We start from the raw sequence: 19,327 nt of genomic DNA on the forward strand, positions 1-19,327 counted from the left end.
TGTCATGTCGATGACACCAGACTTGGCAAAACTCGGCAATTGCCAAATTCTCACCCGGCTCATAACATGGCGTTATGCCTGAGCTACGCCGGATGCTGCCCTCAAGTAACGCCCTGTTCGTCTTCGACGCAGCGGCACGCAATGGCAGCTTCACGGCGGCTGCCGCCGAACTGAACGTCACCCAGCCTGCGGTGAGTCGGATGCTGGGTCAGTTCGAGGACCATCTCGGCGTCCGCCTGTTCGATCGCAAAGCGGGACGCGCCGTGCTCACCGAGGAAGGCGAACTCTTGTATCGCCGCGTGCTCGAAGGCTTTCGCAGCATCGAGAGCGGACTCGTGGAAATCGAACGGCGGCGCAAGGGCACCGAGACGGTGACGCTGTCGGTCTCCTCCGCCTTCACCACGCATTGGCTGATGCCGCGCATCGACAAGCTGCAGCGGCAATTCCCACAGGTCGATTTGCGCTTTCAACTGATCTCCGGCGCGCTGCGCGGACCGGTGGAAAATGTCGATCTCGGCATGCGCTTCCGCGATCGCGAGGAACCGTCATCCGGCGGCACGCTGGTGATGAAGGAGGTCATGCTGCCGATGTGCAGCCCTGCCTATCTCGGAGAAACCGATCCCGCCGAGGGCAACACCATCATTCGGCTCGCCGAGACGCCGGGCGACTGGGCCGCGGATTACGCATCGCTTCTCACGGGGCGCCGCGGTGCGGCCAAGGCGCTGAGCTTCACGGATTATGCCGTCGTGATGCAGGCTGCCCTGCTCGGCCAGGGCATCGCGCTCGGTTGGCTGACGGTCGCCTCGCATTGGATGCTGACCGGCGCGCTGGTGCCGGCCTCCGACACGCTCACCACCACACGCCGCATCTGCGAATTCCTGCCACCGCGCAACCGGCCGATGCGCCCCATCGCCGCCGAGATCCGCGACTGGATCACCGCGCAGATGAAAAGCGAGATCGCCGCGATCGATCGGCTCTATCCAAAGCTCGGCGCGATGGCGGCCTGCTATTGAGCGAGCGGGAGGTGTTGGAGTGAGGCACCTCTCCCTCCACGTCATTGCGAGCGCAGCGAAGCAATCCAGAGTCTTTCCGCGGAGAGATTCTGGATTGCTTCGCTGCGCTCGCAATGACGACGTGGGTAGATTCCGGCCTCTCCCCGCGAGCGAGGAGAGGCGAAGCACGCCTCAGTGATGCTCGATCGCGCGGATCGCACCGCGGAGCTCGGCGAGGCCGCGGAGGCGGCCGATTGCGGTGTAGCCCGGATTGGTGCGCTTGGTCGCTGCGAGATCGTCGAGCATGCGGTGGCCATGATCGGGCCGGAACACAATTTGCCGGTCGGGCGAACGCCGCGCGTTCTCCTTCAGCAGCGCCTTCAGCAGCGCCTTCAGCACCGCGACCATGTCGACGTCACCGTCGAGATGATCGGACTCGTAAAAGGACAGGCCATCCGCCTCGCGCTTGGTCGCGCGCAGATGCGCAAAGGCGATGCGCGGACCGAAGCGTTCGGCCATCGCGGGGAGATCGTTCTCGGCGCGCACGCCGAGCGACCCCGTGCACAGGCAGATACCATTCGCCTTTGACGGCACGGCATCGAACAACGCCTGATAGTCATCGGCGCTGGACGCGACGCGCGGCAGGCCGAACAGCGGGCGCGGCGGGTCGTCCGGATGAAGTGTCAATGAGACCCCGAGTTGCTCGGCGACGGGTGTGACGCGGCCCAAAAATTCGGCGAGATGCTGCCGCAGGATTTTTGGCGTGACATCGCGATATGTTTCCAGCCTGTCGCGGAATTGCGGGATGGTCATCGGCTCGGTGGTCGAGCCCGGCAGCGCGCTGGCGATGACCATGACGAGATAGTCGATATCGGCCTGGCTCATCTGCTCGAACAGCTTTTTCGCGCGGGCCTGCTGCTCGGGTGAGTATTCCTGGATAGCGGCCGGCCGCTTCAGGATGTGCAGCTCGAAGGCGGCGAAACGGTCCTGGTCGAAGCGCATGGCACGAGCGCCGTTCGGCAACTCCCATTCCAGATCGGTGCGGCACCAATCCACGACGGGCATGAAGTTGTAGCAGATGATCTTGATGCCGGCCGCGGCCACCGCCTCCATGCTGGCGATCCACGTCTCGATCGAGCGCGTCGCCTTGGCCCCGAGACGCTTGACGTCGTCGGGGATCGGAATCGATTCCACCACCGACCAGGTCAGCTGCGAGCGGCCGGGCTGGCCACGCTCGATGAAGTTCTTGCGCTCCTCGACCGCCTTGCGTGTCCAGGCTTCCCCGATCGGCACCTGATGCAGCGCCGAGACGATGTCGCTCGCCCCGGCCTGCCTGACATCATCCAGCGACACGGGATCATCGGGCCCGTACCAGCGCCATCCCTCTAGCATCATGCCCGTTTCTCCGATCAATTCGCGGTCAGCACGACCTTGACGCTCTGCGAGCGATCGAGCGCCAGCCGCAGCGCGTCCGGCGCGGTGGACAGCGGCCGCTCGGCGGTGACCAGCGACAGCACGTCGACGCTGCCGTCCGCGATCAGCTCCACCGCATTCATGAACTCGAGCCCGAAGCGGAACGAGCCGCGCAAATCGATCTCCTTGGCCATCACCGCATTGGCCGGCACCGGAATCTGACCGCCCGGCAAATTGCCGATCTGCACCACAACGCCGCCGCGCCTGACGATACCGATCGCGCTGGCAAGGCCTGCAGCCGTGCCCGAGACTTCGAACGCGATATCGTAGGGGCGCGACGCGGCCTGCGCCTTCAGGCCTTCCTCGCCGGCTGCGACATTCTCGACGTGAGAGGCGCCGAGCCGGGTCGCAAAGGCCAGCGGCGCTGGCGCAATGTCGGCCACCGTGATGTCGGTCATGCCGGCGCGGCGCGCGGCGAGCATGGTCAGAAGCCCGATCGGACCGGCACCGAAGATGATGCCGCGTTTGCCTTCGATGTTGCCGGCACGCGCGACCGCGTGCAGGCAGACCGCGAGCGGCTCGGCCAGCGCCGCGGCCTGATAGGACACGTGATCGGGGATCTTCACGCACTGCGCCGGGATTGCATCGAAATAATTGGCGAAGCCGCCCTGCATGTGCGGAGTCTTCGAGGCCGAGCCCATGAAGTAGATATTTTCGCAGAGGTTTTGCCGGTCTTGGCGGCAGGCGACGCAATGGCCGCACCAGCGCGACGGGTTGACCGCAACGCGGTCGCCGACCTTCAGGTTCGCCGCGGAGCCCGCGATCTCCACGACCTCGCCGGAGATTTCATGGCCGAGCACCAGCGGCGATTTCGCCACGAAATCGCCGGTCCGGGCATGGCGGAAATAATGCATGTCCGAGCCGCAGATGCCGCCGGCGCCGAAACGGAGGCGCACCATGCCTTCGGCGAGCTTGTCGAGCGGATGCTCGACCATGCGCAGATCTTCGGGGCCAAACAGGGTTGCGGCGAGAGCAGTTGAGGTCATTTGGAAAGTCCCATGTATTTCGGCAGCCAGAGGGTCAATTCGGGGATGTAGGTGATCGCGATCAGCGCGAGCATCAGCGGCACCAGCCAGGGCAGGATCGCCACCGTCGTGCGTTCGACCGAGAGCTTTGCGACGCGCGCGAGCACGAACAAGACCATGCCGAGCGGCGGATGCAACAGGCCGATCATCAGGTTCAGCGTCATGATCAGACCGAAATGGATCGGGTCGATCCCGAGCTTGAGCACGATCGGCAACAGGATCGGCACCAGAATGGTGATCGCCGCCGTGGTGTCGATGAAGCAGCCGACGAACAGGATCAGGACGTTGGCGAGCGCCAGGAACACCCATTTGTTGTGGGTGATGCTGAGCATCCAGTCCGACAGCATCTGAGCTGCCTGCGACACCGTCAGCAGCCAGGCGAAGATCGAGGCTGCGGTGACGATGAACAGAACCGACGCCGTGGTCTCGATGGTGTCGAAAGTCGCTTTCGCGACCGTTTTCATCGTCATGGTGCGGTAGCGCACGAGGCCCAGGAACAGCGACCAGATCACGGCGGCGACGGCGGCTTCCGTCGGGGTGAACCAGCCGAGCGTCATGCCGCCGATCAGGATCACCGGCGCCATCAGCGCCATCACCGCGGAGAAATCGAAGTACCAGTCCATCGCGAGCAGCACGACCAGGCCAATCCCAACTGCCCAATTGGTGGAGAGACCGGCGACCGTCAGAAGCCAGACGGCCATCGGGAAAGCGAGCACGACGAGGATCTCGAGCCCCGCCGATCCCAATTGCGGCCAGGAGAACGGCGTATCGCTGCCCCATTTGTTCTTGTGCGCGAAGTAGGTGACGGTGGCCATCATCAGCAGCGTCAGCACGACGCCTGGAATGACGCCCCCCAGAAACAACGCGCCGATCGAGACGTTCGCCATCATGCCGTAAATCACGAAAGGCAGCGACGGCGGGATGATCGGGCCGAGCGTGGCGGACGCCGCGGTGACGCCGACGGAGAATTCCGTGGTGTAACCGTGATCCTTCATCGCCTTGATCTCGATGGTGCCGAGACCCGCGACATCCGCGATCGCGGTGCCGGACATGCCGGAGAAGATCACCGAGCCGATGATGTTGACGTGCCCGAGGCCGCCGCGCATCCAGCCGACCAGCGCGACCGCGAACTTGTAGATGCGGCCGGTGACGCCGGCGATGTTCATGAGATTGCCGGCCAGGATGAAGAAGGGCACGGCGAGCAGCGGAAAGCTTTCCACCCCGGCGATCATGCGCTGCGCCAGCGTGACGTCGGGCGTCACGCCGCTGACCAGGATGTAGAGCAGCGACGACGTCGCCATGGCAATGGCCACGGGCACGCCGAGCAGCATCAGGATGAGGAAGCCTCCAAGCAACAGCAGCATGAAATTACCCTTCAAAACCGTCGTAGGCGCCGGGACGTTCGAGGATCGAATAGCCCTGTCGCAAATGTTGCACCGCCACTTGCAGAGAGCGCACGAACATCAGCACGAAGCCGAGCAGCACCGCATAGTAGACGTAGTCCTTGGGAAGATTGATCGTCGTCATGGATTCGTCGCCGATGATCTGGATGTAGACCCAGACCAGCTTGATTGCGTAGCCGAAGAAGGCGATCCGGATCAGGTCGATCACCGTCGACAATGCGCGCGCCGCGAGGTGCGGCAGATAGCGATAGAGCAGATCGACCTGGATGTGCCGCGACAGCCGCACGCACATCGAGGAGCCGATGAAGACCACGCCGATCAGGCAGTAGGTCGCGATCTCCTCGGTCCAGGCGTAGCTGTCGTTGAGCACGTAGCGGGTAAAGAACTGGAGGAAGACGGCGAGCGCCATCACCCAGAAGATCGCCAGCGCGACCCAGTCCTCGAAAGCGTAGATGCCGAGATCGACCTTGGGTGCCGCCTCCTCCTCAAAAGTGTGGGCGATCTCGTCCGCGGTGATCTGCCGGTGCGTTTCGGCGGTGGACATGGGTGTGCTCCCTAAAACACTGACCGTCGTTCCGGGGCTCGCGAAGCGAGAACCCGGAACCTCGAGATTCCGGGTCTGGTCCTTCGGACCATCCCGGAATGACAGCACTGGCTATTTTACCGCCTGGATCCGTTCCCAGTCGGCCTTGCGATAGCCAAACGTCTCGAACGCGACGTTCTTCAGCACGGTGTCGCGGAACTCGTTCTTGTCGACCTCGGTGACGGTCAGGCCCTTCTCCTTGAAGAAGGCGACCAGCTTGGCCTCGTTCTGCTTGATCTCCGCGGTCGCCTTGGCGGCGGCTTCCTGCGCCACGTCGGTGAAGATCTTCTTGTCCTCGTCGCTGAGCTTCTTCCAGAGCGCGCCGGCCACCACCGTGTTGAGATGATCGACGATGTGGCCGGTCAGCACGATGTGCTTCTGCACCTCGTAGAACTTCTTGGCCTCGATCGTGGTCAGCGGGTTCTCCTGGGCCTCGACGGTGCCGTTCTGGAGCGCGAGATAGACTTCGGCGAACGCGATCGGCGCGGTGTTGGCGCCGCAGGCGCGCGGCATCGCCAGATAGGCGGGAACGTCGGGCACGCGCATCTTCAGGCCCTTGAGGTCGGCACAGGTCTTGATCGGCTTGTTCGACGAGGTCTGACGCACGCCGTAATAGGTCACCGCGAGGATGTGGTGGCCGCTCTTGTCCTCATAACCCTTGGTGAGCTCCTTGAAGATGTCGCTCTTGGTGTAGGCGAGCAGATGATCCGCATCGCGGAAGGTGTAGGGATAATAGGTCACGCCGATCGGCGGAAAGCTCTTGGCCGCGAAGCTCGAGCCGGAGATGATGATGTCGACCGAGCCGAGCGAGAGGCCCTGGTTGATGTCGGCTTCCTTGCCGAGCTGCGATGCCGGATAGACATCGATCGCATAGCGCCCGTTGGTGCGCTTGCCGATCTCCTGCGCGGCCCAGACCGACGCGGTGTGGAACGGCTCCGAGGTCTCGTAGACATGGGCCCATTTGAGCTTGGTCTGCGCCATGCCGGCGCCAGTCGTCGCAATCATCGCCGCGGCCGAGACCGCCAGCACCATTGTCATCTTTTTCAACACTGACTTTCCTCCATTTTTCAAGTCTGCTTCTTTAAATCTGCTTCTTGTCAGCCCGCCCCCAGCGCGGGGGCGGGCTGCACAATGTCATCGCTGTCGCGCGCTGCTGCTCGCAGCTCGCTTCTTCGGCGCACGTTCCGGTTTTGACGGCTTTGCCGTCGATCGCGCCGCGCGCCCGGAAGACGGCCCTGCCGCCTTCTCGGCGCCGAAGTTCTGCGCAAAGCGCTCCTGGGATCGCGCGAGATGATCGCGCATCGCATCGCGCGCGGCCCCGGGATCATGCGCCGCGATCGCGTCGCGCACCGCGCGATGCTCGTCGAGCGCAGTGCGCCACGTGCCCGGGCTCTCGAAATAATGCGCAAGCTGCGCGAAATAGGGATTGAGGCGCTGGTCGAACAACTCGCCGACCACACGGACCAGAACGGCATTGCCGAGGCTTCCGGCGATCGCGACGTGGAAGGCGCGGTCGTGGACCATCGAGGCTTCGCCGGGGTGTTCTACATTCTCCATCGCGACAAGGGACGCATCGATGCGGGCAACGTCGTCCTTCGTCGCCACGCGCGCGGCTTCTTCGGCGATGGCGCTTTCCAGGAACTCGCGGGCGCGCAGCAGCTCGAACGGGCCCTCGATGACGGAAGCAGGCGCGGTCGCCGCAACCGCCGCGGGCTCAATCACATAGATGCCGGAACCGACGCGGATACGAAGGCGGCCCTCGACTTCGAGCGCGATCAGGGCTTCGCGCACCGTCGGCCTGGAAATCCTGAGCTGCTCGGCGAGCTCGCGTTCGGTCGGCAAGCGGCTGCCGACCGCGTACTCGCCGCTGTCGATCAGGCTTCGCAATTGATCGGCGACCTGGCGATAAAGCCGTCGCGCCTCCACAGCTTCCAGCGGCACGCTGGTCCTCCCGAAAGGGTCATGCCGGCAGCTCTCGCCGCCCGCGGCCCGCCAATTTTGGAAAATTGGTCTTACCAATTGACCGCAGCATTGACCGAGGACAGGCGCCATGTCAAGCAGCGGCCAAACAAGGGGAGAGACGACCATGCGCCCTGATTCAACGCGCCTTGGCCGCGCCAATCTCGACCGGCTACCACCTGGCATCCGCCGCCCGGCCTACGACCGTTCGCGCGTCACGCCTGGCATCGTGCATCTTGGCCTTGGCGCGTTTCACCGCGCCCACCAGGCCGTCGTCATCGACGATTGCCTTGCGGCCGGCGCCACCTCGTGGGGCATCGTCGGCGCCAGCCTGCGCAGCCCTGACACACGCGACGCCCTCGCCCCGCAGGATCATCTCTATACGGTTGCCATCCGTGCGGCCGAAGGCACCGAGCACCGCATCATCGGTGCGCTGCTCGACAGCGTGGTTCCGCGCGAGAGCCCGGCACGATTGGTCGAGCGAATGGCCGATCCCGCCATTCGCATCGTCTCCCTCACCGTCACCGAGAAAGGCTATTGCCACACGCCGCAGACCGGCGATCTCGACGAACGCCATCCTGATGTCGTGCACGACCTCAACAATTTCGACGCGCCGCGCTCGGCTCCCGGCTTCATCGTGGCGGCGCTGGCGCGCCGGCGGGCCCTGGGCGCCCCGCCCTTCACTGTGCTGAGCTGTGATAACCTCGCCGCCAACGGCCACACCGTGCAGCGGATCGTGACGCAATTCGCCGCGCTGCGCTCGAAAGATCTCGGCAAGTGGATCGCGGATACAACCGCCTTCCCCTCGACCATGGTCGACCGCATCGTGCCGGAGACGACGGATAGTGACCGCGATGCGGTTTCATCGGCGCTCGGTTTGCGCGACGCATGGCCCGTCATGACCGAGCCGTTCACGCAATGGGTGGTCGAGGACCGTTTTTCAGCGGGCCGGCCCGATCTTGCCGCAGCGGGTGTCGAGCTCGTCACGGACGTCAAGCCGTTCGAGTTGATGAAGCTGCGGCTGCTCAACGCCAGCCATTCGGCGCTGGCCTATCTCGGCTATCTCGCCGGCTACGAGACCATCGCCGACACCATGCAGGATCCGCATTTCGCGCGCCTCGCCGCGCAGGTGATGGAAGAGGCCGCGGTGACGCTGATGATGCCATCAGGCGCAGACCTGGCCGCCTATCGCGCCTCGCTGCTCAAGCGCTTCGCCAATCCGGCACTGCATCACCGCACCTGGCAGATCGCGATGGACGGCTCGCAAAAGCTGCCGCAGCGCCTGCTCGGCGCGATCCAGGATCGTCTCGCCAGCAACCTGCCGATCGCGACGCATGCGCTCGCGGTGGCCGGCTGGATGCGCTATGTCACTGGCCTCGACGAGAAGGGCCGCACCATCGACGTGCGCGATCCGCTCGCCGCCGAGTTCACCGGTTTGGCGCGCGAGGCAGGCCCCGTCGCCGAACGATTGGCGCCCGCACTGCTCGGCGTCGGAAAAGTGTTCGGGCCGCTGGGGGCGGAGCCGCGCCTGCGCGAGGCCGTGACCGCGGCGCTCGGCCGACTCTACAAGGATGGCGCGCGGCGTACGGTGGAGACGCTGATCGCGGCGTGACCACAAAACGGGCAGCAATGCTGCATTGCGGTCCAGAGCGAACGGAAAGTCGACGGAAGTCGCGCTTGATTTTTCCCTGTCATTGCCCCACCCGAGAGGCATGGCGAAGGACACCAAGGTGATCGCGGCGAACGCAGCGTTCTACGCCGCCTTTTCGACCGGCGATTTCGACGAAATGGAGCGGATGTGGGCGGACGATGACGCCATTTCCTGCATTCATCCCGGCTGGCCGGCCATCATCGGCCGGGCCACAGTGATCGGAAGCTGGCGCGACATCCTGCAGAGTCCGGAACGGCCGCAGATCGTTTGCGCGGAACCCCAGGCCATCGTCGACGGCGACAGCGCGCGCGTGCTCTGCATCGAGATCGTCGACGGCACGGCATTGGCCGCTGCCAACCATTTTCGGCGCGTCGGCGACGACTGGCGCCTGGTGCACCACCAGTCGAGCCCGATCGCGCAAATTGTCGAGCAAGCTGAGGACGATAGAGCGAGCCACCGCGTCCATTGAGGGCGGCCGGCCCGCAGGCACATTCTACTGTGCATGGGGTTGTTTTTCAGCTTTTTGTTTTGGCGCCTCACCCGAGCCCGGACAGGTCATCCAGCACGACCCGCGCCTGGCTAAAATCGTCGTCCCGGAAGAACATGCTTCTGGTGATGAGCACGGGAATGTTCGCCCTTGAGGCTGAGATCAGGCCGTTGGCGGAATCCTCGATCGCGACGCAGTCGGACGCGTTGAGCTTCAGCCGCGCCAGGACCTCGAAATAGACATCCGGCGCAGGCTTTTTGTGCTGCACGTCATCCCCCGCGACGATCGCATCAAAATCCGCGGCCCAGCCCCTTCCCAGCGTCCGCGACAGCAGCGCGTCGATGTTGGCGTGCGACGTGGTCGTCGCGATCGCGAGCCGCTGGCCGCGCGCCTTGGCAGCAGCGAGCAGATCCGTCACCCCGGGCCGTAAGGGGCAGCAGCCGGTCTCGACCAGTTCGGCATAATACGCGGTCTTGATGCGGTGGAGTTCCGCGATCTCCACATCCGATAGTGGCGCGGCAATCCTTAGCCTTTCATGGTGGGCGCGGATCCGTTCCTTGCCGCCCGTGACCCGCAGCAGGTCCTTGTAGACGGCCCGGTCCCATTGCCAATCGGGACCGTGGCGGGCGAAGGCATGGTTGAAGGCCTGCCGATGCAGCTCCTCGGTCTCGGCCAAGGTGCCGTCGACATCGAAGATCAGCGCCGCGGCGCGATGGACCAACTCAGCGGCGTCAGATGGCACTGTGGCGAGCACTTCTGCCTGCATGATCGATGCGTCCCTCCGATGAGCGACCATCGCCTGCACAGGCGGGCGGGACAAATTGCAATATCTTTTGCCGGACCCAAAAATCTCTTATGAGCGGAGGACGCGCTGCGGCGCGAACGGGAACTCCGACCTGCAAGGAAGATGTATGCGGCTCTTTATCCTTGGCCTCGGCTACAGTACCCGGCACTTCGTCCGCCTGTTCGGTGGCCGCTTCTCGCATATCGCCGGCACGGTGCGCGATCCCGCGCAGCGGGGCGATCTCGCCGGCATTGAGGTGCACGCTTTCTCCGGAAGCAATCCGGCACGCGAGACGGTCGAACGCATGCGCGACGCGGATGTCCTTCTCGTCTCGATCCCGCCCGGCAGCGCGGGCGATCCCGCAATCGCGGCCTTCTCCGGCGTCCTGGCGGCGGGCGCGAACCGCAAGATCGTCTATCTGTCCACGATCGGCGTGTATGGTGATCACGCCGGCGGCTGGGTCGACGAGAGCACACCGCCGAAGGCCGACCTCGACCGCACGCGCATGCGGGTCGCGGCAGAACAGGCCTGGACCGACACGACCGGTGGCGACGCCGCGATCCTGCGGCTTGCGGGCATCTATGGCCCCGGCCGTAACGCACTGGTGACGCTGCGGGCCGGAACGGCCCGGCGCATCATCAAGCCGGGACAGGTGTTCAACCGCATCCACGTCGACGACATCGCAAGCGCAATCATGGCCGCGATTCATCACCCGAGCGGCGGCATCTGGAACGTCTGTGACGACGAGCCGGCGCCGCCGCAGGATGTGATCGCTTACGCGGCGAAGCTGATGAACGTTGCACCGCCGCCCGAAGAGGCGTTCGAGACCGCCGAGATGTCGGCGATGGCCCGCAGCTTCTATGCCAGCAGCGCTCGTGTTTCCAACGCGAAAATGAAGCGCGAGCTCGACGTTACGCTTGCTTATCCGACCTACCGCCACGCCCTGGATGCGTTGTGGCAAGCAGGGAAAGGAGGATCATGATCAAGCGTCAGCTCAACACGCCATACTTCTTGAACCAGGCCTGGGCCTGCTTCCAGGCATCTTCGGCGGCGTCCTTGCGGTAGCTGCTGCGGTAGTCGGCATGGAAGCCGTGCGGCGCTTCCGGATAGATCTTGAACTCTGCCGTCTTCTTGTGCTGCTCGAGCGCGGCCTTCATCTGCTCGACCTGAGTGACGGGAATGCCGGTATCGGCACCGCCATAAAGGCCGAGCACCGGTGCCTTCATCTCGGGCGCGAGCTGCATCGGGCTCTTCGGCCACAGCGGGTTGGCGGGATCGACCACGGTGCCGTAGAACGCAACACCAGCCTTGAGGCCGCCGCTGTGAGCGGCATATTCCCAGACGGTGCGTCCGCCGCGGCAGAAGCCGATGATGCCGAGCTTACCGGTGTCGCCGCCTTGCGATCCCGCCCACGCCACCGTCGCATCGAGATCGGACAGCAGCTCGGCGTGCGGCTTGGCATTGACGATCGGCAGCAGGTCCTTGATCTCGGTGACCTCGGTCAAATCGACGCCCTTGCGAAAGTAATAGTCCGGCGCGACTGCGAACGCGCCGAGCTTGGCCAGGCGCCGCGTCACATCCCTGATGTATTCGTGCAGGCCGAAAATCTCCATCGCCACGATGATCACCGGCGCCTTGGTGCTGCCGGCGGGGCGGGCAAAATAAGCAGGCATTTCCTCGGAGCCGACCTTGATCTTGACGTCGCCAGTCTGGAGCCCATTGACGTCAGTCGTGATCGCCTCGGCGCGAACGGGCCCGGCCGCAAGCGTGTAGCCGGCCGCGACCGCCGCCGTGGCGCTCATGAATCCGCGGCGCGAGACCGAAGCAACCTTGGTCAGCCCGACGACGTCGGATGTCATGGTGGTTTCGATACTCATCGGTTCGTCCTTCCTGATGCGCGGCCGTGATCCTTCAGGCGCGCATTCGCCAATAGTTGCCGGTGAAACGCAAATCACCAGCCTGCGAGCGCGCCGCTTTCGGGCTTGTTTTCAGATCTTGGTATGACGCTGTCTCACTGGCGCAGTCTCGGGCATGAGGCTCATTGCGCCAAGTCCGACGATCGCCGCAAGCAGCAGGTACCAGGCCGGCGCCAGCGGATTGCCGGTGACGTGGAGGAGCCAGGTGACCACGAGCTGCGCCGTCCCGCCGAAGCTGGCGATCGCGACCGCATAGACGGTCGCGAACACGCCGCCGCGGATGTTCTGAGGCAGCGCCTCGGTGAAGGTCGCGTAGAACGCGGTGAACGGCAGCGAGCCGATGACGGACAGGACACCGAAACCAACCAGGAGCGACAACGCGCCGGGTGCATGGACGATCCACAGGAAGGTCGGGTAGGTCAGCAGCAGCGTTGCGAACTGCGGCCAGATCATCACCGGCTTGCGACCGAGACGATCCGCCAGCCAGCCCCCGACCAGCGCGCCGACAAACTGAATGCCGTTGCTGACCAGCGACACGGTGAAAGCCAGTGTCGACGACACATGCAGCGTGTTCTGCGCATAGGTCGTCATGTATTGGGTGACGTAGGTCGAGATCGTACCGCTTGCCAGGATCATCAGCGCAAGTCCAATGATGCCAAGGTGCCGTTTCGCCTGCGAAAGATGACTGGTGTGCTCGACGGCGCGGGCACCGGCTTCGGCCTGCGGGATCGTCTCGGGCAGCGTCCGGCGCATCCAGACGCCGAACGGCAGGCAGACCGCCCCGATCAGAAACGCCACCCGCCAGCCATAGGCGTCGAGCATCTCCGGCGCCATCGTCCTGCTCAGGATGACGCCAACGAGCGCGCCCGCGGTCGCGGCGATCTCCTGGCTCGCCGGTTGCCAGGCCACCACCAGCGCGCGATGCTCGGGCGGGGCGATCTCGATCAGATAGGCGGTGGTCGGTCCAACCTCCCCGCCCAAGGCAAAGCCTTGCGCCATGCGCGCCGCGATCACGATGACGGGCGCTGCAAGGCCGATCGTTTGATAGGACGGCGTGAGCGCGATGGTCAGGATCGATAGCCCCATGAGCGCGAAGCTCAGCAGCATGGCAGGCCGCCGGCCGATCCGGTCGGAATAGATCCCGAGCACGATTCCGCCGATCGGCCGCGTCACGAAGCCGGCGCCGAACGTCGCCAGCGACAGCATCAGGCTGCCGTACTCGCTGCCCGTGGGGAAGAAGGTGTGGCCGATCTGGATGGCGAAGAAGCTGTAGGTGATGAAGTCGTAGAACTCGAGCATGTTGCCGACGGTGGCGGCCAATGCTGCGCGATTGACGCTGAACGGCTTCACTTGCTCGATCACGGACGACACTCTGGCATTCCCGGGCTCGATCCTATTTCGATTTAACCGCCTGGCCGCACTGCAACGCAACATCCATTAACCGCAAACGGTGGTTCCTCGCGCCCCCTTTCCGCCGGCCCGAGTTGCGGCCGATCCGCCTGCTCGCGCAATTGGAAGCGCATCGCGCAATAAATGGGCTTTGCGGTGGTCTCAACGCTGCACGCACATCCCGCGCTAGCGGAATTTGCGCGTACACCGCGGTCATTTGACTGAAATTTTCAGAAGAGTTGCGCCGGGCGATTTACTCGAACTTTCTTCGTGACGCTCTAGTTCCACGTCCGGAAGGTTCCACCTCTCTGGGATCCTCACTATCAGCCGCTCGGATTGCGCTACCAAAAGCTCAATTGAATTAAGATTTATCGACCTGGAATTGAAATGAACTTGGCTCGTGAATCGATTGAACTGCTGGAACAGGTCGCCCGTATCCTGTGGTTCGAAGGCGCCAAGCACGGCTTGCGCGACCGCGAGTGGATGGCGCTGCGTTTCCTTTCCCGCGCCAACCGGTTTTCCCGGACGCCGTCAGCGCTCGCGAGTTACGTCGGCACCACGCGCGGCACCGCCTCGTTCATCATCGGCGAGCTGGAGCGGCTCGGCTATCTCGAGCGAAAGCGCTCGGCCCAGGACAAGCGGTCGGTGATGCTGAGCGTGACACAACAGGGCAAGAAGTTCCTGGTGCGCGACCCCGTCAACGTCCTCGTCGACTCCATCGCCGTACTCGAGGACGAGGCGAAAGTCAGCTTCCGCGACGCGCTCCGCCACGTGCTGGATCAGTCGGACGCGGCCGAACAGCGGCACCATACCGACGTCTGCAAGCGATGCATCTTCCTCCGCGAAGATCGCACCACCGCGGACAGCAGGACGACGGCCGAGTTCAGCTGCCGCCTGTTCCGGGCGCCGATCGCGGAGGCGGAGGTCGAGCTGCTATGCACCAGCTTCGAGCATCACCGTAAATAGAAGGCGGCCCTCGATCAGGGCGTTGCCTTGCGTGACGAATAGATGACGCCCCCGCTGGACTCGACCACCAGACGTCCGTTCTCGTTTCTGATCTCCTCGATGCGGCCAAGGCCGGGCACCTGCTGTCCCAGCACCGCCTCGACGACGCCGTTCGGGCCCTGCAGGATCGCAATTCCCTCATAGGCCTGGCGGACTGACCAGCCCTTGACCGTTTTGTGCGGCGCCGAAATGCGCTCGGACGGCGCTACCGATCCCGTGACCTCGGGCGTAGCGGCCGAGGCCATCATTGGCATTGGCTGTGAGGCGACGGGCGCCGGAGCCTGGGCCTGCACCTGGGCAAGCTTGTCGAGCTTCACCGTAGAGGACGAGCTCACTCGTTCGATGCGATCCAGATTCTCGCCAAAACGGCCAAAACGGTCATTGGTCGCCTTGCTCGATTGATCGACCGCGGTGCGCAGGCCGTCGAGATTGTCGGACACGCCCGACACCTGCCTGCGCAGTTGCGCCACCGTCTCGCGCAGATTCCTGATCTCAGTGTTGGCCGCGACGTTGGTCTGGGCGGGCTGCATGGCGAAATAGGCGATCACGCCGGTGCAGGCACAGACGACCAGGATCGCCGCGACCGCCAATGTCGCGAGCGGCGCGACCCATGTCGGACGCGGCGGCGGCGGTTTGGCCACGATCACGGCCGGCTTGATCACGATGGGCGTAGGCTTGGAGATTGCCATCTTGTCGAGGCGCGCCTTGGCGCGAATACGCTTCAGACCCTCGAGCGCCTCTTTCGCCAGAGTTTCATCACTCGCTGCTGCCGACGCAGGCTTGGTGTTCGCAGCGGGCTTGGTATTCACAGCAGGCTTGGTATTTGCGGTGGGCTTGGTACTTGCAAAAGACTGGGTATTTGCAAATGGCTTGGCCGTCGGCGCCGCATTGTCTCTGGCATCGCGCGTCTCCGCAGCCGGTTTCGCCGCTGCGGAAACATCGGCGGTCGCGTTGGGACGAGCTTGTCCATCGGACAACATGCGAGAATGCTCCGTTCGGTTCGGTCTTTCGAACGGTGACACTATTTGCCGAAGCTTGCCTGAAACGTGCGCGTCGAACACTTTTCATCACGCGCGATGCGACGTCGCATGAGTCAAACGCGTCACGCACGTGGCGAGAGTGCGACTCGAAAGACACACCCTCGCCAAGATTTCGCCAAGCTGGAGTCGCCTCGCCATACATGAGTCGAATTGTCGCACGTGGAAAGACGATGACGAGAGTCAATCCGGGGTTGAAAACCCATCAATGTGCATGAAGCGCACCACCACCCAAAATAGCTGTAATCATACGGGGATGCGGAACTTTAGAACCGCCAGGGTGCAAAACTAGTTCGAATTCCAAATCAACTGATGCGATTGAATATACCAAGAAACAACTCGAACCGAATCAACAGCATCAAGCACGTGTAGCAAACGCTTAGTTGCGCACGCTTGATCGGAAATCGGCAATTGTTACGGTCCTACTCAAGTGATTCTCGCCAGTTGGCGAGGAGATCGACACAGTACAGTGGCGTTCGGACGCAATGAGCAACTTGGCGCAACTGTTCTAGGTCGCTTTCTCAATCCGCTCCGCGAGGTGATCCGTAAGACACCCGCCGAGCCTCACGCAGTAAGCGTTCAGTATCGAGTCGAAGTAGCAGGCCTGCGAGACGCAGGCACTGAATGCGTAGGGCTGCCCGCGAATATCGAAACCATAATAACGGTTCGCGGGAAGGAATATCGTCAAACAGCACAGTTGTAGAGCCGGGCATCACAACAACGAACCGGCCGCAACAAGTGCGAAACAGGGGCGAAAGACTGATGTATATTATCGTTGATGATCGCGAGAGCGTCACGAACAGCTATGTCGGAGGGCTCGTTCGCGAAGGTGTATCGTCGATCGGCTTCTCCTCCGGAGAATTCTGGGACTGGCTGCAATCTGCGAGTGAATCGGATCTGGCCGCGGTGGACGCCTTCCTCCTCGGGGATTGCGACACCCGCGGAAGCCTGCCGCGGGCGATGCGCAAGCGCTCCTCGGCGCCCATCATCGCCATGAGCGGCCAGAAGATGCTCAAGAACACGCTGGAGCTCTTCGAATCGGGCGTCGATGACGTCGTCCACGTGCCGATACACCTCCGCGAGATCCTCGCCCGAACGGCCGCGATTGCGCGCCGCCGGGTCGGGGAACTGCCGAGGCCCTGCGAGACCAGGATCCAGGTCTTCTTCAACGGACGTGACCCCGAGATCGCCGGCCACGCCCTCACCCTGCCCCGCCGCGAACTGCGCATTCTCGAATATATGGTCAGCAACCACGGCAAGTGGGTCACCAAGACGCAGATCTTCAACGCGGTCTACGGCATCTTCGAAGCGACATTCGACGAGAGCGTGATCGAGAGCCACGTCAGCAAGCTGCGCAAGAAGCTCCGCGACCGCCTCGGCTTCGATGCAATCGTGGCCCGGCGCTACGTCGGATACCGCCTCGACATCCCGGCCGGCGAAACCATCGACGTGCCGATGCAGGAGCTCGACGAGGTCGGCATCCTGCTGAACAGGTCGCATGCCGCCCCAGTGGCGTATCCGGCCGGAAACTGATCGATAGGGAGTTGCCACGAAACCGGCAACGGCCTCTGCGAACCACCTTCGCAGAGGCCGTTGTACTTTCAGCGACGTCAATGGCGAACAGAGGCGCGGCAATACCGGCGCTGCGGCTCGCGTGTAAGTATAATTCTAGAGGCTCGCTTCTGATTCAATCAGAACCGGTAATGCCCTAGGGCTTCTGCTGGAATTCTTCCTTCGACACGTAATTGAAGTCCTCGACAAGGACGTCCTGGACGACTTCGGCCTGCATTCGCTCGTTGACACGCTGCTTGATGGCCGTCGTGAGGATGGAGAGGTCGTAACGGGCGAGTTTTCTGAAATCGAGGCGGTCGTCGGCATAGATCCTACGGAAGGCTTCATCGACGACGAACGGCTCGGGCGGAACGTTGAGCTGATGCATGGTCCGCGCCTCCACTGTGTAGACGAAGCGCGCGACGATGTAGCCCTGCACGTTGCCACTCTCGACCATGGGCACGCTCAGCGCCCGCGTCTTCTGGTACTGTAGCCCGTCGAGATATTCGTCCTTTGCCGGCAGTAGGCTGCCATTTTCCTTCCAATAGGCCACGGCATAGCTCGTTCCCGCGGTGAGGATACATACCCAGAGCCCGGCTAGCACGAGTCTGATCATTTTCCGTCCTGTGCTGCGCGACCGGTATAGGTGCCGTCCGACTCGGCGTCCTTGATTGCCTTGACGATGATGGTCGCGACCTCGCGCACCGCATCGTAATGCATTTCGAGGATGGAACGGTTGCGCTCGAGCTTCTCGCGCAGCCGCTGAATCTCCTCGGTGATCTCAACCTCGCCGCCGAGGTGCATTCGAGCCCGCATCAGGCGGACGAATTCCAGCATGCTCCGGCTCTTCCGGGCGCTGAACTCCTCGAAGTCGATCTTCTTGCCCGTCGCGAGCGCCGCCGTCTCCTCTTCCACGATGCCTTCGAGCCGGCGGATCGCAGCCAACAGGCCGCGCACCTCGTCCGATCTCGCCGCGTCCGCACCGTCGTTCGCCTCCTCGCCGCCGACATCCGACAGCAGCACGGGCAACAGCGCATCGCCCGACACGGCTGCCGTCGTCATCGCCTCGGTGTCCACGGCCGGCTGTTCCATCACCATGGCCGCCGCGCCTTCTTGTGCCTGCATAGGAAATTCACCCTTCAACTTCTGTCATCCATTGCTCGGATCGTCATCCGGCCTTGCCCGTAGCGTCCGGTCCCGCCGGATGCGCAGCAGCGAGCTGCTTGGCAATGCCAATGCCCTTGCCCTTTGCCAGCTGAGCACCAAGCTGCTCCGCCAGCATCGACTTCCAGACGCCGCCGGCCGTGCCCTTGCCAAAGACCTCCTCCGACTCCTTCGGCAACATCGTCTCAACGAAGGTCTGGAGGATGAAGGCCTCAAACTTGCGGTACACCTCTCCGGATGCCGGCGCCTTGATCACCTGCACCGGCGCCCCGTTCACCGCACCCGACTGCGGTTCCGAAACCTTCGCCGCGGATTGGTCGGCAGCAGCAGCCTTGGTCTTGGCCTTGCCAACCTCGGCGTCCATCGTGGCGGCGAAATCCGTGTCCGATGATTTCAGCGCGTCGAGCTTCGCGGTGGCCGCGCGCTGCGTCACGGGATCGGCGGCGTCGAGGACGTCGAGAACGAGGTCGGGTGTCGCTGTCACGATCATGTCTTGGTCCGATTTGCTGGCCGTGGCGTCCACTCGCGCACGGTGAGGCTTGTTCCCGTCATCTCCTCGAGCGATCGCTTCTCGGCGTCGCGAAGCTTGTCCGCGAGCGCCGCCTTCGCGACTTGCTCGAACTGCTTCACACGGCGGCTCTCCGCGCGAACCTGGTCGAGCTGCTGCGAGGCTTGGGCCTGAACCACGCGAGCGCCGACGCTGGTTCTGGTCAGGCGCCGCGCGATCGATTCGCTCGATGATCCCGCCGGCGGCTTTCCCTCGTTGAGAGTTCCGACCAGCCATTCCTGTTCGTCCTGCAAGCTGCGCTCCTGCTGCCGCAGATGCGCGAGCTGCCACTCTGACAGCCGGAGCTGGAGCTTCACGAGCGAGACCATCCGGCCGAGCTTGTCCGCGCGCGACGTCATGG

At 63.6% G+C, this 19,327-nt stretch carries 20 protein-coding genes; 6 read left to right on the forward strand and 14 right to left on the reverse strand.

Going from position 1 to position 19,327, the window contains the following annotated elements; translation table 11 throughout:
• The first annotated feature begins 74 nt into the window (after positions 1 to 74).
• Positions 75 to 1,013, forward strand: a complete 939-nt coding sequence (locus BRA1417_RS0135145) for a LysR family transcriptional regulator (protein ID WP_027519824.1) — start codon at positions 75 to 77, stop codon at positions 1,011 to 1,013.
• A 171-nt stretch (positions 1,014 to 1,184) separates the two neighbouring features.
• Here the strand turns inward: BRA1417_RS0135145 and uxuA are convergent, their stop codons facing one another.
• The 6 genes from uxuA to BRA1417_RS0135175 all read right to left on the reverse strand — a co-directional run bounded on the left by uxuA (position 1,185) and on the right by BRA1417_RS0135175 (position 7,417).
• The gene (gene uxuA, locus BRA1417_RS0135150) at positions 1,185 to 2,387 is read right to left on the reverse strand and encodes a mannonate dehydratase (protein ID WP_084462382.1); all 1,203 of its coding nucleotides are present in this window, start codon (positions 2,385 to 2,387) and stop codon (positions 1,185 to 1,187) included.
• A 14-nt stretch (positions 2,388 to 2,401) separates the two neighbouring features.
• Positions 2,402 to 3,451 carry an L-idonate 5-dehydrogenase gene (locus BRA1417_RS0135155; protein ID WP_027519826.1) on the reverse strand — a complete coding sequence of 350 codons (1,050 nt, stop codon included), beginning with the start codon at positions 3,449 to 3,451 and terminating at the stop codon, positions 2,402 to 2,404.
• A complete protein-coding gene (locus BRA1417_RS0135160) occupies positions 3,448 to 4,854 on the reverse strand; it encodes a TRAP transporter large permease (protein ID WP_027519827.1) in 1,407 nt (468 codons plus the stop codon). Before BRA1417_RS0135160 ends, BRA1417_RS0135155 begins: the two co-directional genes overlap by 4 nt.
• Positions 4,855 to 4,858: 4 nt before the next feature.
• Positions 4,859 to 5,437 carry a TRAP transporter small permease gene (locus tag BRA1417_RS0135165; RefSeq protein ID WP_027519828.1) on the reverse strand — a complete coding sequence of 193 codons (579 nt, stop codon included), beginning with the start codon at positions 5,435 to 5,437 and terminating at the stop codon, positions 4,859 to 4,861.
• A gap of 111 nt (positions 5,438 to 5,548) precedes the next feature.
• Positions 5,549 to 6,508: a sialic acid TRAP transporter substrate-binding protein SiaP gene (locus BRA1417_RS0135170; RefSeq protein ID WP_035969018.1), complete on the reverse strand. Its 960-nt coding sequence runs from the start codon at positions 6,506 to 6,508 to the stop codon at positions 5,549 to 5,551.
• Between the two features lie 102 nt (positions 6,509 to 6,610).
• A complete protein-coding gene (locus tag BRA1417_RS0135175) occupies positions 6,611 to 7,417 on the reverse strand; it encodes a FadR/GntR family transcriptional regulator (RefSeq protein ID WP_027519829.1) in 807 nt (268 codons plus the stop codon).
• A 145-nt stretch (positions 7,418 to 7,562) separates the two neighbouring features.
• Here BRA1417_RS0135175 and BRA1417_RS0135180 point away from each other — a divergent pair, with 145 nt between their 5' ends.
• Both BRA1417_RS0135180 and BRA1417_RS0135185 read left to right on the forward strand, forming a co-directional pair.
• Positions 7,563 to 9,047 (forward strand): mannitol dehydrogenase family protein, encoded by a 1,485-nt coding sequence (locus tag BRA1417_RS0135180; RefSeq protein ID WP_027519830.1) that lies wholly within the window; start codon positions 7,563 to 7,565, stop codon positions 9,045 to 9,047.
• A gap of 100 nt (positions 9,048 to 9,147) precedes the next feature.
• Positions 9,148 to 9,555, forward strand: coding sequence for a nuclear transport factor 2 family protein (locus BRA1417_RS0135185; protein ID WP_027519831.1), 408 nt, complete (start codon positions 9,148 to 9,150; stop codon positions 9,553 to 9,555).
• 67 nt (positions 9,556 to 9,622) lie between these two features.
• On the opposite strand, the gene BRA1417_RS0135190 is transcribed toward BRA1417_RS0135185, so the two are convergent.
• Positions 9,623 to 10,339, reverse strand: a complete 717-nt coding sequence (locus tag BRA1417_RS0135190) for an HAD family hydrolase (RefSeq protein ID WP_027519832.1) — start codon at positions 10,337 to 10,339, stop codon at positions 9,623 to 9,625.
• Between the two features lie 145 nt (positions 10,340 to 10,484).
• Between BRA1417_RS0135190 and BRA1417_RS0135195 the strand changes: the two genes are divergently transcribed.
• Positions 10,485 to 11,339 (forward strand): SDR family oxidoreductase, encoded by an 855-nt coding sequence (locus BRA1417_RS0135195; RefSeq protein ID WP_027519833.1) that lies wholly within the window; start codon positions 10,485 to 10,487, stop codon positions 11,337 to 11,339.
• 7 nt (positions 11,340 to 11,346) lie between these two features.
• On the opposite strand, the gene BRA1417_RS0135200 is transcribed toward BRA1417_RS0135195, so the two are convergent.
• Together BRA1417_RS0135200 and BRA1417_RS0135205 are read right to left on the reverse strand one after the other, a co-directional pair.
• Entirely contained in the window at positions 11,347 to 12,234 is an 888-nt protein-coding gene (locus BRA1417_RS0135200) for a dienelactone hydrolase family protein (protein ID WP_027519834.1), read from the reverse strand.
• A gap of 111 nt (positions 12,235 to 12,345) precedes the next feature.
• Complete coding sequence (locus BRA1417_RS0135205) at positions 12,346 to 13,635, reverse strand: MFS transporter (RefSeq protein WP_027519835.1); 1,290 nt, start codon at positions 13,633 to 13,635, stop codon at positions 12,346 to 12,348.
• Positions 13,636 to 14,049: 414 nt separating this feature from the next.
• Here BRA1417_RS0135205 and BRA1417_RS0135210 point away from each other — a divergent pair, with 414 nt between their 5' ends.
• A complete protein-coding gene (locus tag BRA1417_RS0135210) occupies positions 14,050 to 14,628 on the forward strand; it encodes a MarR family winged helix-turn-helix transcriptional regulator (RefSeq protein WP_027519836.1) in 579 nt (192 codons plus the stop codon).
• A 14-nt stretch (positions 14,629 to 14,642) separates the two neighbouring features.
• Here the strand turns inward: BRA1417_RS0135210 and BRA1417_RS0135215 are convergent, their stop codons facing one another.
• Complete coding sequence (locus BRA1417_RS0135215; RefSeq protein WP_027519837.1) at positions 14,643 to 15,647, reverse strand: hypothetical protein; 1,005 nt, start codon at positions 15,645 to 15,647, stop codon at positions 14,643 to 14,645.
• 819 nt (positions 15,648 to 16,466) lie between these two features.
• Here BRA1417_RS0135215 and BRA1417_RS0135220 point away from each other — a divergent pair.
• Positions 16,467 to 17,237 carry a response regulator transcription factor gene (locus BRA1417_RS0135220; RefSeq protein ID WP_027519838.1) on the forward strand — a complete coding sequence of 257 codons (771 nt, stop codon included), beginning with the start codon at positions 16,467 to 16,469 and terminating at the stop codon, positions 17,235 to 17,237.
• A 175-nt stretch (positions 17,238 to 17,412) separates the two neighbouring features.
• On the opposite strand, the gene BRA1417_RS0135225 is transcribed toward BRA1417_RS0135220, so the two are convergent.
• From BRA1417_RS0135225 to BRA1417_RS0135240, 4 genes are read right to left on the reverse strand one after another with little or no spacing between them, the layout of a single operon-like run.
• A complete protein-coding gene (locus tag BRA1417_RS0135225; RefSeq protein WP_018453988.1) occupies positions 17,413 to 17,871 on the reverse strand; it encodes a hypothetical protein in 459 nt (152 codons plus the stop codon).
• On the reverse strand, positions 17,868 to 18,380 hold the full coding sequence (locus BRA1417_RS0135230; RefSeq protein ID WP_027519839.1) for a hypothetical protein: 513 nt from the start codon (positions 18,378 to 18,380) through the stop codon (positions 17,868 to 17,870). The genes BRA1417_RS0135225 and BRA1417_RS0135230 overlap by 4 nt, the downstream gene beginning before the upstream one ends.
• 43 nt (positions 18,381 to 18,423) lie before the next feature.
• Positions 18,424 to 18,909 (reverse strand): rod-binding protein, encoded by a 486-nt coding sequence (locus BRA1417_RS0135235; RefSeq protein ID WP_027519840.1) that lies wholly within the window; start codon positions 18,907 to 18,909, stop codon positions 18,424 to 18,426.
• Complete coding sequence (locus BRA1417_RS0135240; RefSeq protein WP_027519841.1) at positions 18,906 to 19,325, reverse strand: hypothetical protein; 420 nt, start codon at positions 19,323 to 19,325, stop codon at positions 18,906 to 18,908. The genes BRA1417_RS0135235 and BRA1417_RS0135240 overlap by 4 nt, the downstream gene beginning before the upstream one ends.
• Positions 19,326 to 19,327 lie beyond the last annotated feature (2 nt).

The organism is Bradyrhizobium sp. WSM1417, assembly GCF_000515415.1.
Lineage (GTDB): Bacteria > Pseudomonadota > Alphaproteobacteria > Rhizobiales > Xanthobacteraceae > Bradyrhizobium.

Coding starts and splice junctions, on each gene's coding strand:
- BRA1417_RS0135180 (WP_027519830.1), top strand. CDS start 7,563: ATGCGCCCTGATTCAACGCGCCTTGGCCGCGCCAATCTCGACCGGCTA.
- BRA1417_RS0135185 (WP_027519831.1), top strand. CDS start 9,148: ATGGCGAAGGACACCAAGGTGATCGCGGCGAACGCAGCGTTCTACGCC.
- BRA1417_RS0135195 (WP_027519833.1), top strand. CDS start 10,485: ATGCGGCTCTTTATCCTTGGCCTCGGCTACAGTACCCGGCACTTCGTC.
- BRA1417_RS0135145 (WP_027519824.1), top strand. CDS start 75: ATGCCTGAGCTACGCCGGATGCTGCCCTCAAGTAACGCCCTGTTCGTC.
- BRA1417_RS0135170 (WP_035969018.1), bottom strand. CDS start 6,508: ATGGTGCTGGCGGTCTCGGCCGCGGCGATGATTGCGACGACTGGCGCC.
- BRA1417_RS0135160 (WP_027519827.1), bottom strand. CDS start 4,854: ATGCTGCTGTTGCTTGGAGGCTTCCTCATCCTGATGCTGCTCGGCGTG.
- BRA1417_RS0135215 (WP_027519837.1), bottom strand. CDS start 15,647: ATGTTGTCCGATGGACAAGCTCGTCCCAACGCGACCGCCGATGTTTCC.
- BRA1417_RS0135235 (WP_027519840.1), bottom strand. CDS start 18,909: ATGATCGTGACAGCGACACCCGACCTCGTTCTCGACGTCCTCGACGCC.
- BRA1417_RS0135200 (WP_027519834.1), bottom strand. CDS start 12,234: ATGAGTATCGAAACCACCATGACATCCGACGTCGTCGGGCTGACCAAG.
- BRA1417_RS0135190 (WP_027519832.1), bottom strand. CDS start 10,339: ATGCAGGCAGAAGTGCTCGCCACAGTGCCATCTGACGCCGCTGAGTTG.
- BRA1417_RS0135230 (WP_027519839.1), bottom strand. CDS start 18,380: ATGCAGGCACAAGAAGGCGCGGCGGCCATGGTGATGGAACAGCCGGCC.
- BRA1417_RS0135220 (WP_027519838.1), top strand. CDS start 16,467: ATGTATATTATCGTTGATGATCGCGAGAGCGTCACGAACAGCTATGTC.
- BRA1417_RS0135165 (WP_027519828.1), bottom strand. CDS start 5,437: ATGTCCACCGCCGAAACGCACCGGCAGATCACCGCGGACGAGATCGCC.
- BRA1417_RS0135210 (WP_027519836.1), top strand. CDS start 14,050: ATGAACTTGGCTCGTGAATCGATTGAACTGCTGGAACAGGTCGCCCGT.
- BRA1417_RS0135155 (WP_027519826.1), bottom strand. CDS start 3,451: ATGACCTCAACTGCTCTCGCCGCAACCCTGTTTGGCCCCGAAGATCTG.
- BRA1417_RS0135240 (WP_027519841.1), bottom strand. CDS start 19,325: ATGACGTCGCGCGCGGACAAGCTCGGCCGGATGGTCTCGCTCGTGAAG.
- BRA1417_RS0135225 (WP_018453988.1), bottom strand. CDS start 17,871: ATGATCAGACTCGTGCTAGCCGGGCTCTGGGTATGTATCCTCACCGCG.
- uxuA (WP_084462382.1), bottom strand. CDS start 2,387: ATGATGCTAGAGGGATGGCGCTGGTACGGGCCCGATGATCCCGTGTCG.